Origin of the sequence: Pseudomonas mandelii (genome assembly GCF_002251635.1) — a bacterium.
Classification (GTDB): Bacteria; Pseudomonadota; Gammaproteobacteria; order Pseudomonadales; family Pseudomonadaceae; genus Aquipseudomonas; species Aquipseudomonas mandelii_B.
Window position 1 is genome coordinate 30599 of record NZ_NMOJ01000126.1, and the last position, 13207, is coordinate 43805.

The following is a 13207-nucleotide window of genomic DNA, read 5'->3' on the forward strand; positions in this document are numbered from 1 at the left end:
ATCAGTCTCCCATTGCCTGGCGGTAAGCGCGGGCCGTGGCCTTCGCGCAACGCTCCCAGGAAAAAAGCTTCGCTTGTTGCAAACCGGCTTCGCGACAGACCTGCCAATGCAGCGGTTCGTCGATGAGTCGGATCATGGCATCGCGCAAGGTGTCTGGATCGTCCGGTGCTATGTAGTTGCCGGCGTCGCCCGCGACTTCCGGCATGGCTGAATGTTGAGTCAGAATCACCGGGGTGCCGCTGGCCATGGCTTCCAGGACGGGCAGGCCGAACCCTTCGTACAACGAGGGAAAGATCAATGCCCGGGCGCCGGCCAGCAGCTGTGCCAGCGCTTCATCGGGCAGATAACCGAGCAGGCACACATCGCCAGTGGCCAGGGCGGCGCGCAATTCATCACTGAACTGTTCGCCCTGCCAACCGGCCATGCCGACGATCAGCAATGGAAAGCGCTGACGCACGGCTTCTGGCAATCGGGCGTGGGCGCGCAGGGCCAGCGTCAGTTTCTTGCGCGGCTCCAGGGTGCCGACGCACAGGAAGTATTCCCGCGCCTCGACGCCGTGAGTCTTGAGCACCGCGTCGATGGCTTCAGGTTCCCGTGGGTGGAAACGTGCGGCCACGCCCAGCGGTGCGACGACAAAGCGTTCGGCCGGCAGTGCGAAATAGGCCTGGGCCTCGTCAGCGATGTACTGCGAATCGGTGAGAATCAGACGCGCCCGCTGCACACCGTCGGCCAGGCGCCGCTCGATTTCCCGCAGGCGCGAGGGGGGTTGCGTTTCGGGGTAGTGCAGGTGCGTCAGGTCATGCAGGGTGATGACGGTCGGGCCGTCGAACGACAGCGGCCACAGGCTCGGTTCGTGATAGAGGTCGATGGTCTTCGAACGCCCCTGGTCGAAGCGTTTCTGCTCCAGCCAGCGCCGGGCTTGATAAGCCCCCGGAATCTGTCGCAGCAACGGCGTCAGTCGCGAATAGCCGGGCATCGCCGCTTCCGGCAAGTCCGAACTCCAGCCCCAACCGTGGAACAGTGCGAGTTCGACATCGGGCTCATCAGCAAGGGCGTTCGCCAGTTCGGCGACGTAATGGCCGATACCGGTGCGTGGGGCTTGAAGGATCCGGGCGTTAAGGGCAATTCGCATGTTGCCTCTCTTGCGCGACCGGCGCGTCTTTCAGATTGCGCAGGGTGCGTTCGGCCAGTTGCGCACTGGCTTCCCGCCAGCCGATCCACTGCCACTCCGCCACGCTACGGGCGGCCGGGAATTGCCCGGAGCGTTCGAAACCCGTGACCAGGTCTGCCAGGCTTTGCGGTTCGGCGAGGTCAAAATACGCCATGAACTCGCCACCGATTTCGCGAAAGATCGGAATGTCGCTGCCCATGGCCGGCAATCCGCGCTGCATCGCTTCGACCAAGGGCAGGCCAAAACCCTCGACCCAGGACGGAAACACCAGCGCGCTGGCGTGGGAATAGGCGTGTTCGAGGCTGGTGTCGCTCAGGTCGTTGAACATGAACAGGCGTTGGTTCAGCTGCGGGTGGTTGCGCACGCGGGCGAGCAGGGCGTCGCACTTCCAGCCGATGCGCCCGGCGATGCACAATCGGGCTTGCGAACCTGAGGCCCAGGCGCGTTCGAAAGCGTCGAGCAGGTAATCGTGGTTTTTACGCGGCTCGATGGTGCTAACCATCAAAAACACGGGTTCCGGTGTTTTGAACACGCGCGTCAGTCTCGGCTCGACGGCTGCAGAGGCTTCGCTCAGGTCCAGTTCGGAACCGAGGTGAAAATAGTCGAACCAAAGCGCCTCGGCTTCCGCCGGACCCAGCCGACGTTGCAGTTCTTCACGCACCTGATCGCGCACCGTGGCGGAGATCGCCACGTAGCCATCAGCGGTTTGGGTGATCCAGTTGAACCACTCGTTGAAAATCTGCACCAGCCGCGTGTCGTAGAACTGCGGGTGAGACAGCGGGATGAGGTCGTAGATCACCGAAACGATGCCCACACCTTCACGCTTGAGCTGTTCGGCAAACGGGAAGAAATCGCTGTGCCAGGAAGAGTCCAGCAACACCAGTTGATCACCCGGCTGATGTTGCAATGGCGAGCACCGTTTGGGCAGTTGATACTGGTTGATGGCGTCGATCAGGCGTAAAGGAATGCTGAAGCAGGTGATCGCCGTGAGGCGGTAGGCCACGTACAGCAGGCGTTTGACCACTCGCGAGTGACTGCGATTGTGCAAGCGTTGATGCAGTTGCCAGAAACGATGAGCCAGCCGTCCCAATCGTCCGGCGAAGGTCATCAAACCATCGAAAAACGGGATGTTCAACGCGCCGAGTTTCAACACCCGATAGAGTTTGCCCTTGAGCATCACGACGGGGATGCACTGCGCACCGTCGATACTTTCCGGCAGCTGGTTGATGACGTTACGCACCACCCGCTGAATGCCCGAATTGACCTTTGGGTGCAAGAAAACGTGGGTGCATTCCACCAGAAGACGCGTCATGGCGTGTGCTCCGAAACAATCGCCTCGGAGCGTGTAATGGTGGTTTTCGCCGCCAGCCACGAGCAGCCGACGAAGTCTTCATGCCGGTTGTTGATCACATGGAACACCAGCCCGTAATCGCGCCATTCGTAGTTGCGATCCAGATGCGAGTCCAGCCGCGACAGGCTCAGGGACACGGAATAGTTGCCCTTTCCCAAGCCCATGACGAAGGAAAAACGGTACGTGTAACGCTCCCCGGTGTGCAGATCGGTCAGGGCCTTGTCCTGACGATGGGTGTTGATGCCATACATCATCTGACCCAGACGGTCCTTGAGGATGAAGCCGAGCACTAATCGCTCGATGTCCTGACGGACTTCCACCTGGACTTCCAGCACTACGCTCTGACCGACCTCTGCAGCGTCGATGGACCGATCATTCTCGTCCAGCAACCGCACACTGAGAATGGCCGCTTCACCGGTGCCGGAAACGGTTTGGACTTCTCCGCCGGCGAGCATTTCCTGGCGGACCACCTGGCCTTCACGCTCGGCCATCAGGGCGTTGTAGTAATCCAGGACCGCTTCGGGTTTGCCGTACATGGCCATGCAGCCGTCTTTGAGCAGGATCGCCGAATCGCATATCGACTGGATGGCCGAGCGATCATGGGACACGATCAGCAGGGTGGTGCCGGCCTTGCGGAAGCTGCGGATGCGTTCGAAGCTCTTGTGCTGGAAGTAGGCATCGCCCACGGACAGGGCTTCGTCGACGATCAGGATGTCCGGCCGCCGTGCGGTGGCCACGCTGAACGCCAGGCGCATCTGCATGCCGCTGGAGTAGGTGCGCACCGGATGGTCGATGGCTTCGCCGATTTCCGCGAAACTTTCGATCTGTGGCATCAGCGCTTCGATGTCATCGACCTGCATGCCCAGCAATTGCCCTGCCATGATTGCATTCTGTCGGCCGGTAAAGTCCGGGTGAAAGCCCATGCCCAGTTCCAGCAGCGCCGCCACCCGGCCTTCGAGTTCGATCTTGCCGCAGGTAGGTTGGGTGGTGCCGGTGATCATCTTCAACAAGGTGCTTTTGCCCGCGCCGTTGGCCCCGACGATGCCCACCGCTTCACCGGGGGCAATCTCGAATTCGACGTTTTGCAGCACCCAGTGCTGGTGGTGACGCAGGGGCGAAAACGGGATCAGCCACTCGGCCAGTCGGCTCCAGCGGGTCGGGTATTGCTTGTAGGCCTTGCCCAGGCCGGTGACGCGAATATGCCCCATCAGAGTTCATCCACCATTTCACCGACACGCTGGCGAAACAGACGCAGACCGATCAGACAGAGCACCACGCCAGTGACAAAAATCGGCAGCAGCGAAGTCCAGACCGGCCATTGCCCATAAAGAAACATGTTTTGATAGCTGACAATCAGGTTGGTCAGGGGGTTGAGTTGCAGCAGGCGCTGAACCCAGTCCGGCAGGATGCTCATCGGGTACACAATGGGCGTCAGCCAGAACCAGAATTGCAGGCAGATGCCGAAGAGTTGCCCGACGTCCCGGAAGAATACGTTCAACACGCCGAGTACCATTCCCAGCCCGGCACAGAACATCATTTGCAACGCCATCAGCGGTATCAACGCCAGCAGCGCCATGCCTGGCCAACGTCCCGTGAATAGCAGAAACCCCAGAAAAAGGCCGATGATGATCGCGAAGTTGATGCCGGCGTTGATCAATACAATCACCGGCAGGCAGACCCGCGGGAAACTGATTTTCTTCAGCAGGTTGGCGTTTTCCAGAAACATGTTCTGGCTGCGCAGGGTGATTTCCGCAAACAGTCCCCAGGCGAGCAGGCCGCCGCACAGGTACACACTGTAGGCCATGCTGTCATCCACACCCGGCAGGCGGGCGCGCATGATGTGAGAAAAAATCACGGTGTAGACGATGATCATCGACAGTGGATTGAGCACAGGCCACAGGGCACCGAACAGCGAATTGCGATAACGCGCCTGAAACTCTCGCTGGACGCTACCGAGGATGAACCCTCGATAGCTGCACAGTGAGCGGTATAGGGAAAGCAGCATTCAAACCGTCCTGCCATATTGGTCTTCGAAGCGAACGATATCGTCCTCTCCCAGGTATTCACCGCTTTGCACTTCAATGATCACCAGGTCGATCACGCCCGGGTTTTCCAGGCGATGCTTGTGACCGGCGGCAATGAAGGTCGATTCGTTCTTGGCCACCAGGTGGGTGCCGGTGCCGTTGTTGGTGACCTTGGCCATGCCTTCGACGACCACCCAGTGTTCATTGCGGTGGTGGTGCATTTGCAGCGACAGCTTNGCCTGGGGTTTGACCACGATGCGCTTGATCTTGAACCGGNNGCNTTCCTCCAGCACGGTGTAGGTGCCCCAGGGCCGGCTGACCGTGCGGTGCAGGCGATAGGCCTCGTGCTTTTTGTCCTTGAGCTGTTTGGCCACCCGGCGCACATCCTGAGCGCGATCGGCGTGGGCCACCAGCACCGCATCGGCGGTGTCGATGATGATCAAGTTATCCACACCCACCGCGGCCACCAGCCGGTCTTCGCTCTGGACGAAGTTGTTGTGGCTGTCGACGAACACCGCGTCACCGCTGGCCCGGTTGTTCTGCGCATCCGCCGGCACCAGCGCGGCCACCGCGCCCCAGGAGCCGATGTCGCTCCAGTCAAAACCGGCGGGCACCACGACTACTTTGTCGGAGCGTTCCATCAAGGCGTAGTCGATGGAGATGTCAGTGATCTCGGCGAACAACGCCGGGGATAATTCCTGTTGCAGGCACCCGGCTGTTTCCACGGGAGCGCTTTGGGTCATGCAGGTTTGCGTCTGCTCCAACAGGTCGGGGGCATGAATTTGCAATTCGGCCAGCACGGTCGTGACCGAGAAGCAGAACATCCCCGAGTTCCACAGGAACTTGCCGCTTTCCAGGTAATGGGTGGCGGTTTGCAGGTCCGGTTTTTCGACGAAACGCTGGACCTTCGCGGCGCCTTTTCCGTCCAGCGCCGCACCGGTCTCGATGTAGCCGAAACCGGTCTCCGGGGCCGTCGGCACCACGCCGAACGTCACCAGGAAACCATCCTTGGCCAGTGCCACGGCGTGTTCGACCGCAGACTTCAAGGCGTCTTCGTTGAGGATCAAATGGTCGGCGGGCATCACCACCATGATCGCGTCATCACCGTGCAGGGCTTGCAGTGACAGGGCGGCGGCGGCGATGGCCGGGGCCGTATTGCGGCCTGTCGGCTCCAGCAGAAAATGCCCGCGATGGCGACTTAGCTGCGCCTCCTGATAGTGATCCTTGCTCTGGAAGTAGTAGTCGCGGTTGGTCACCGTGACGATATCGCCCCAGCCATCGAGCAAACCGGCCGCTCGCCGATAAGTCTTGCCCAGCAGCGACTGACCGTCGGGCAGGGTCATGAACGGCTTGGGATGGCCCTCGCGGGACACCGGCCATAAGCGAGTACCGGCACCGCCGGAGAGAATCACAGGAATCAGCATGGCCTACTCCTTGGCGACGCGTTTCATGTCCGCATCCATCATCATGCGGATCAAGGTATCCAGGTCGGTTTTTGGCTTCCAGCCCAATACGCGCTGGGCTTTGGCCGGGTTGCCGAGCAGCACTTCGACCTCGGCCGGGCGGAAGAACGCCGGGTCGATTTTCACGAAGTCGCGGTAGTTCAGGCCCACGTGATCGAAGGCGATGCGGCACATCTCGCGCACGGTGGTGGTCACGCCGGTGGCGACCACAAAATCGTCAGGCTTGTCCTGTTGCAGCATCAGCCACATGGCTTCGACGTAATCGCCGGCAAACCCCCAGTCGCGTTTGGCGTCGATGTTGCCCAGCAGCAGTTCCTGCTGTTTTCCCTGTTTGATGCGGGCGGCGGCGTCGGTCACTTTGCGGGTCACGAACTCGATGCCGCGCAGGGGCGATTCATGGTTGAACAGGATCCCGCTGCTGGCGTGCAGGTTGAAACTTTCGCGATAGTTCACGGTGATCCAGTGGCCATACAGCTTGGCCACGCCGTAAGGGCTGCGCGGGTAGAACGGCGTGTTCTCGTCCTGTTGCTCGGCCTGGATCAGGCCAAACATTTCGCTGGTAGACGCCTGGTAAAAACGCGTGTGCGGACTGAACTGGCGGATCGCTTCGAGCAGGTGAGTCACGCCCAGCCCGTCAACGATGCCGGTGGTGACCGGTTGATCCCAGGAGGCCGCGACAAAGCTTTGCGCCGCCAGGTTGTAGATTTCGTCCGCAGCGGACTTGATCACCGCGCGCTGCACCGAGCAGGCATCGGCCATGTCACCGTCCAGGTAAACGATGTCCCCCTCGACCCCCATTTCACGCAAACGCCAGCGTGCATCGCTGCTGCGACGCGCCACCAGGCCGTGGACCTTATAACCCTTGTCCAGCAGCAGTTTGGCCAGATAAGCGCCGTCCTGACCGGTGATCCCTGTGATCAATGCACTTTTTGTCATTCTTCTTTTACTCGTTTCTCCCAGTCGGACAGGATCGCCCGCAGGGATTGTTGTGTTGTGATTTCAGGCGTCCATCCTGTGGTCTGGGCGAGCTTGGCAGAGCTGCCACAAACGCGACGCTGATCTGCGCGGCGAAGACGCGCAGGATCCTGAATCAATTGCATGTCGACCTGGGCGAGGTCCCCCAGTTGTTCGATCAGGCTGCGGATGCTCTGCTCGCGCCCCGAGCAAATGTTGTAGACCTGCCCCGGCGTGCCCTTTTCCAGCAGCGCCAGATAGGCCGACACCACATCGCCCACGTCCAGGAAGTCGCGTGTGACGTCGATGTCCCCGACTTCCAGTTGCGGGGCTTGCAGGCCTTGTTTGATGCGGTTGATCTGCCGCGCGGCGCTGGCGATGACGAAGCTGTCTTTCTGGCCAGTGCCGATGTGGTTGAACGGGCGGGCAACCAGTACCGGCCAGCCTTCGCTCAGGCCCCATTGCAGGCTGAGGAATTCGGCTGACAGTTTGCTCACGGCATACGGGTTGCGCGGGCAGGGTGGCTGGAGCTCGGTAATGGGCAAGTGTGATTCGGTCACTTGCCCGTAGACGTCGCCGGAGCTGACGTACAGGAAAGTCCCTTTGAAGCCGCGGGACTTGAGTGCCTGAAGCAGATTCAAGGTGCCGAGCAGGTTGATCGTCAGCGTGCGTGCCGGATCGCGGAAGGCTTCGGGAACGAAGGTCTGGCCGGCCAGGTGAATGACCGCGTCGGGCATCTCGGGCCAGAGGCCGTCGAGGGTGCCTGGCTCAGCAAGATCGTAACGGGCGGCGACAGGCAGAAGCGCCCATTCCGAGGCATCAGCCTTCAGGCGAGATTGGATGTGTTGTCCTACGAATCCGCTGAGACCCGTAATGAACAGACGCTTTTTCAAACAGCGGCCCCTTGGTCATACACTTCGTCCATTCCCCACAGGCTTTATGGAAATGTCTGACGGACCGGGTGGATTGCTTGGTCGAAAGACGGGCGAAATGTTTTGTTGTAGTTGTTTGGTAGCCAATCTGTGCCAATTGCGCAGCAATTTCAACAGGTCCCACCGTGACCGGTCAGTTCTCGTTAGCGTAGCCCGATTTATTCTCGCCGGGCGGTTCACGAATCCTCAGCGGATGTGTTTAGAATGCCCCTCGTCACGATTATCCAGGGTTCGGCCGGGTGGTATTCACGCCCCGCGAAACTGACCATTAAAACAAGAACGTAGACGGGCAAGAAGACGATGGACGACGACCGGAAAACGCCGGGTCGATCCGTGGCTTTGCCGTCATAGAGTGAGGCTGCCGGGATGGCGGCTTCATCGTGGGATGCCATGAATTTCATTCTTTACTCGGACGTCAACGACAGTTCCATCAGTCAGAGCCTTGGTCGTCCTGAATACAGTTATTACTTCGTGCTCAAGGCTTATCGCCCGGTGCTCGAAAGCCTCGGGCGGGTGCATGTGGTGTCCTCCACCGCCGAGGTCGATCCGCTCTATCGCCAATTGCTGGCCGCCGGCGAAGACAGCCTCTTCCTGTCGTTCACCCCGCCGCAGAAAACCCCGAACGACCTTGAATGCCCGACGATCTGCGTGGTGGCCTGGGAATTCGACTCCATTCCCGATGAGCAATGGGATAACGATCCACGCCAGGACTGGACGCAGATGCTGGCGCGCCAAGGCCGGGTCATTACGCTTTCCAGCCACACGGCCCGGGCGATTCGGCGGGCCATGGGTGAAGACTTCCCCGTGCTGGTCTTGCCCACGCCGTTGTGGGAGAACTTCGCAGACATTCGTAGCCGCCATGCCAGTGTCCCGGTCAATGCCGGTTCGACTCTCGACATCAAGGGCTGCCTCTTCGACACACGCACGCTTGGGCTGTCTGCCGATGCGCTGATTCCCGTACCGCCGACCGCCGAGGAACTGGCGGCGCTGGAGGCATTGAAACCGCCGCCGTTGACGCTAAAGCGCCGCTTCGTCATCGCTCGCCATTACCTGCACATGTGGCGCCGGGACATGGGAAAAACGCTGCCCGTCCCGCTGCATCGCACGCACTTTCTAAGCCAGTGGTACTGGGAGGGCATTCGCGACCTTCTTTCAGATGCTGCACATGAACGGCTTGCCGGGTACCTGCCGGCCATCGCCGGACCGCAGACGATGGCAGTGCCAGAACCTGAACCGCGCGATTGGCCGGACACCACCACCCAGGTCGAGACTCAGGTCGACGGCGTGGTGTACGTCACGGTGTTCAACCCCCGTGACGGTCGCAAGAACTGGCATCAATTGATCACCGCCTTCTGCTGGGCCTTCCGCGAAACGGATGACGCCACGCTGGTGCTGAAGATTACCCAGAGCGATCTTTCGTCCTACTACGACGAGCTGATGACCTTGCTCGCGCAACTCTCGCCGTTCGCCTGTCGGGTGGTGGTGATGCACGGTTACCTGGACGATCCGCAATACGCGCGGCTGTACGAAGCTGCCAGTTATTACGTCAACGCGTCGCGCTGTGAGGGTTTGTGCCTGCCGTTGATGGAGTTCATGGCCAGCGGTAAACCGGTGATCGCCCCGGACCACACCGCCATGGAGGATTACATCGATGAGCGTGTGGCGTTCGTGATCAAGTCCAGCGAAGAGCTGACCATCTGGCCGCAGGACACCCGGATCATCTACCGGACCCTGCGTTATCGACCTGACTGGGGCTCGCTGAAAACCGCCTACGAAAACAGCTACCGGATGGCCAAGGAGCAACCGTTGGAGTACCGGCGCATGTCGGGCGACGCGGTCGAGCGCATGCACGACTACTGCGCCTTCGCCCCGGTGCAGAAGCGCCTGGCGGATTTTTTCGGGCTGACGCCGCAGGCTTTGCCGACAGCGGCCGTGACGGATAACGCCTCATGCTGATCATCATTCATTCGGAAACCAACCAGCACACCATCGCCCAGAACCTTGGCCGTTCGGAGTACAGCTATTACTTCGTCCTCAAGGAATACCGGCCGGTGCTGGAGCGCCTGGGGCGCGTGGTGGAAGTCAGCGACCCGCAGACCGAAGTCGATGCCTTGTACCTCGACGCGCTGTCCCGGGGTGAAGACTGCGTGTTCCTGTCGTTCTCGCCGCCGCATTGCACGCCGGTGCACTTCGCCTGTCCGACGTTGCCGGTGTTTGCGTGGGAATTCAGCACCATTCCCAACGAGCCCTTTGCCGGTGAACCGCGCAATGACTGGCGCACGGTGTTGCACGCCACCGGCGCGGCGATTACCCATTCCGGCTACACGGTAAACGCCGTGCGCGAGGCGATGGGCGCCGACTATCCGATCGTCGCGGTGCCGGCGCCGGTGTGGGATCGATTCTCGGCGCGCGGCGCCCAGTTGCAACGTCAGCCACTGGCGAGTCAGGTGCGCCTGAAGATCAAAGGCCTGGTGGCCGACAGCCGTACCCTGGATTTGCGGGCCTTTGGGCCGGCGCAGTTACGCGCTGGCGAAGGTATCGATTTCGAAGCGCCGCCCCGTGAGCACGAGTTGGTGCTCGACGGCGTGATCTACACCTCGGTGTTCAATCCGGGTGACGGGCGCAAGAATTGGGAAGACATGCTCAGTGCCTTCTGCGTGACCTTCCGTGAAGTGGACGATGCGACGCTGGTGCTCAAACTGACCCACCACGATGCCGAAGAAGCGCTGACCGACATCCTTCACCATTTGTACAAAAACCAGTCCTATCGCTGCCGCATTGTGCTGATCTACGGCTACCTCGCGGATTCGGACTACGAGCAGCTGGTGCAGGCAACCAGCTACGTCGTGAATACATCCTACGGTGAAGGCCAGTGCCTGCCGCTGATGGAGTTCATGTCCTGCGGCAAACCGGCGGTCGCGCCACGCACCACGGCGATGATCGATTACCTGGATGCCGATAATGCATTCCTGATCGACTCTACCGACGAGCTGACGGCCTGGCCTCACGACCCGCGCAGGGCGTTCCGAACCCTGCGTTACGTGACGAACTGGGCGTCGTTGTGCCGCGCTTATCGGGCCAGCTATGACGTCGCCAAAAACGACGCCGAGCGTTACGCGCAGATGTCTGCGCATTCGGTGGCCAGCCTCGAAAAATTCTGCAGCCAGGCCACCGCCGAACAACGACTGAACGCCTTCTTCGCGCAGCTCCTTGAAACCCGCGTCGCTCTGGATACCCGCGAAGCATGATCCGCGCAGTGTTGAATGGGATGGATAACAGGGCAACGTCCAGGAGGACGGCATGAATAACGACAGACGGATCATGGACATCGAGTTGTTGCGTGGTATCGCGGTGCTCGGCGTGTTGTTCCATCACCTGCAAGACAGCCTGTTTGCGGCTCCGGTGCCGCTGTTGCAAGCCATCACCGCATGGGGTCAGCCGTGGTGGGGCGTCGATCTGTTTTTCGCCATCTCCGGGTTTGTCATCGCGCGCAGCCTGATCCCGGCGTTGCAGGGTTGCAGTACGCGTCAGGAGTATTGGCAGCAGACGCGCAACTTCTGGCTGCGCCGGGCCTTTCGCTTGCTGCCGTCGGCGTGGTTGTGGCTGGCGCTGATGTTGCTGGGCTGCATTTTTCTCAATCGCTCCGGGGCGTTCGGCACGCTGCACGCCAACCTTCAGGCAACCCTGGCCGGGGTCGCGCAGTACGCGAACTTCCGCTTCGCCGACAGCTTCTATAACTATGAGTACGGCACCAGTTTCGTGTACTGGAGCCTGTCGCTGGAGGAGCAGTTCTACCTGTTGTTTCCGCTGCTGATTCTGATCTGTCGCAAGCACTTGGTCTGGGCCTTGCTGGCGCTGGTCGCGGTGCAGTTGTTCACGTTGCGCACCCCGATCCTGATGGTGGTTCGCACCGATGCGTTGGCACTCGGCATCCTGTTGGCGATGTGGAGTGCGCAACCCTCGTATCTGCGCTGGGAGCCGACGTTCTTGCGCCGTCCACGGGCCGGGGTGACGGCATTGGTCGCGCTGTCGCTGGTGCTCAGTTTCATGGCGACGGATCGCTTCACCTTTACCAACTACCGCATCGGCACGATCGCCGTGTTGTGCGCGGTGCTGGTCTGGATCGCTTCCTACAATCGCGACTACCTGCTGCCACGGGGCGCGTTGAAAAACCTGATGACGTGGGTCGGCAGTCGCTCCTACGGAATCTACCTGATCCACATACCGGCTTATTTGCTGGTGCGCGAATTCACGTTCCGCTTGCAGGGCGCCGGTCTGCCCAATCCCGGCGGCCATCCGATCCTGACACTGATGATTGCTGGCGGTTTGATCGCTTTGTTGAGCGAACTCAACTACCGCTTCATCGAAATGCCCATGCGTAACCGCGGTGCCTCGCTGGTCAAACGCCTGGGCACGTCCCGAACAGCCGCCCAAACCTCTGGAGCTACCTCATGCTGAGCCTTTTGAAGAAACTCACGGCGGGTACGCCCGCTCCCGTGGCGCCTGTGGCGGACACGGTCGAGAAGGTCGATCCGTACATGCTCGGCCTGCACGACGCGATGCTCAGCGGCTGGTTCAATCAGCAAACCGGCGAGCTGTTCACCGGGTTCCCGGTGACCGCCGAGGACACGCTGCTGGACGTCGGCTGCGGTGACGGCGGTAACGTGCATTTCTGCGGCATGCGCGGGGCGAAGATCATCATCGCCGACATCGACGCGGACAAGGTTGAAGCCACCCGCCAGCGCCTGAGCGACACGCCGGCGCGTGACGTCGAATGCCACGTCACCGACTGCAATCCGCTGCCGATTGCCGATGCCACGGCCACCCGCGTGGTGTCCACCGAAGTCATCGAACACGTGGACGATCCGGCGCAGTTCCTTGCTGAACTGGTACGTGTCGGCAAACCGGGTGCGCTGTATTTGCTCAGCGTCCCGCACCCAAGCTCCGAAGACCTGCAAAAAGACATCGCGGCGCCCGAGTATTTCCAGAAACCCAACCACATTCGCATCATCAGCGAAGAGCAGTTCAAGGCAATGGTCAGCGATGCTGGCCTGGAAGTGCTCAGCCACAGCCAGTACGGGTTTTACTGGTCGATGTGGATGCTGTTGTTCTGGGAAGCCAAGGTCGATTTCAGCAATCCCGACCATCCGTTGCTCAACCACTGGGCCGACACCTGGCAGGCCATTCTGGCGTCGCCCCGTGGCGCGCAGATCAAACAGGCGCTGGACGCGGTCGTGGCGAAAAGTCAGGTGATCATTGCTCGCAAGCCTTAGCGACTGACTTGTGGGAGCAGTCGACATCAATGTTGGCTG

At 60.7% G+C, this 13207-nt stretch carries 11 protein-coding genes; 4 read left to right on the plus strand and 7 right to left on the minus strand.

What is annotated here, in order from left to right; genetic code table 11:
• Position 1: 1 nt before the first annotated feature.
• From B7L09_RS17365 to B7L09_RS17395, 7 genes are all read right to left on the minus strand, one after another.
• On the minus strand, positions 2-1132 hold the full coding sequence (locus tag B7L09_RS17365) for a glycosyltransferase family 4 protein (RefSeq protein WP_094469872.1): 1131 nt from the start codon (positions 1130-1132) through the stop codon (positions 2-4).
• On the minus strand, positions 1116-2483 hold the full coding sequence (locus tag B7L09_RS17370) for a glycosyltransferase family 4 protein (protein ID WP_094469873.1): 1368 nt from the start codon (positions 2481-2483) through the stop codon (positions 1116-1118). Before B7L09_RS17370 ends, B7L09_RS17365 begins: the two co-directional genes overlap by 17 nt.
• Complete coding sequence (locus tag B7L09_RS17375) at positions 2480-3730, minus strand: ABC transporter ATP-binding protein (protein ID WP_094469874.1); 1251 nt, start codon at positions 3728-3730, stop codon at positions 2480-2482. The genes B7L09_RS17370 and B7L09_RS17375 overlap by 4 nt, the downstream gene beginning before the upstream one ends.
• Entirely contained in the window at positions 3730-4527 is a 798-nt protein-coding gene (locus tag B7L09_RS17380; protein WP_094469875.1) for an ABC transporter permease, read from the minus strand. The genes B7L09_RS17375 and B7L09_RS17380 overlap by 1 nt, the downstream gene beginning before the upstream one ends.
• Positions 4528-5970: a mannose-1-phosphate guanylyltransferase/mannose-6-phosphate isomerase gene (locus B7L09_RS17385; RefSeq protein ID WP_094469876.1), complete on the minus strand. Its 1443-nt coding sequence runs from the start codon at positions 5968-5970 to the stop codon at positions 4528-4530.
• Between the two features lie 3 nt (positions 5971-5973).
• Positions 5974-6945, minus strand: a complete 972-nt coding sequence (gmd, locus tag B7L09_RS17390; RefSeq protein WP_094469877.1) for a GDP-mannose 4,6-dehydratase — start codon at positions 6943-6945, stop codon at positions 5974-5976.
• On the minus strand, positions 6942-7856 hold the full coding sequence (locus tag B7L09_RS17395) for a GDP-mannose 4,6-dehydratase (RefSeq protein ID WP_094469878.1): 915 nt from the start codon (positions 7854-7856) through the stop codon (positions 6942-6944). The genes gmd and B7L09_RS17395 overlap by 4 nt, the downstream gene beginning before the upstream one ends.
• Positions 7857-8285: 429 nt before the next feature.
• Here B7L09_RS17395 and B7L09_RS17400 point away from each other — a divergent pair, with 429 nt between their 5' ends.
• The 4 genes from B7L09_RS17400 to B7L09_RS17415 are packed head-to-tail and all read left to right on the plus strand — an operon-like array spanning position 8286 to position 13168.
• Entirely contained in the window at positions 8286-9851 is a 1566-nt protein-coding gene (locus B7L09_RS17400) for a glycosyltransferase (RefSeq protein WP_255142132.1), read from the plus strand.
• On the plus strand, positions 9845-11143 hold the full coding sequence (locus B7L09_RS17405) for a glycosyltransferase (RefSeq protein WP_094469880.1): 1299 nt from the start codon (positions 9845-9847) through the stop codon (positions 11141-11143). The genes B7L09_RS17400 and B7L09_RS17405 overlap by 7 nt, the downstream gene beginning before the upstream one ends.
• Before the next feature lie 52 nt (positions 11144-11195).
• Positions 11196-12353, plus strand: coding sequence for an acyltransferase family protein (locus B7L09_RS17410; protein WP_094469881.1), 1158 nt, complete (start codon positions 11196-11198; stop codon positions 12351-12353).
• A complete protein-coding gene (locus B7L09_RS17415) occupies positions 12347-13168 on the plus strand; it encodes a class I SAM-dependent methyltransferase (RefSeq protein WP_094469882.1) in 822 nt (273 codons plus the stop codon). The genes B7L09_RS17410 and B7L09_RS17415 overlap by 7 nt, the downstream gene beginning before the upstream one ends.
• The last annotated feature ends 39 nt before the right edge of the window (positions 13169-13207 follow it).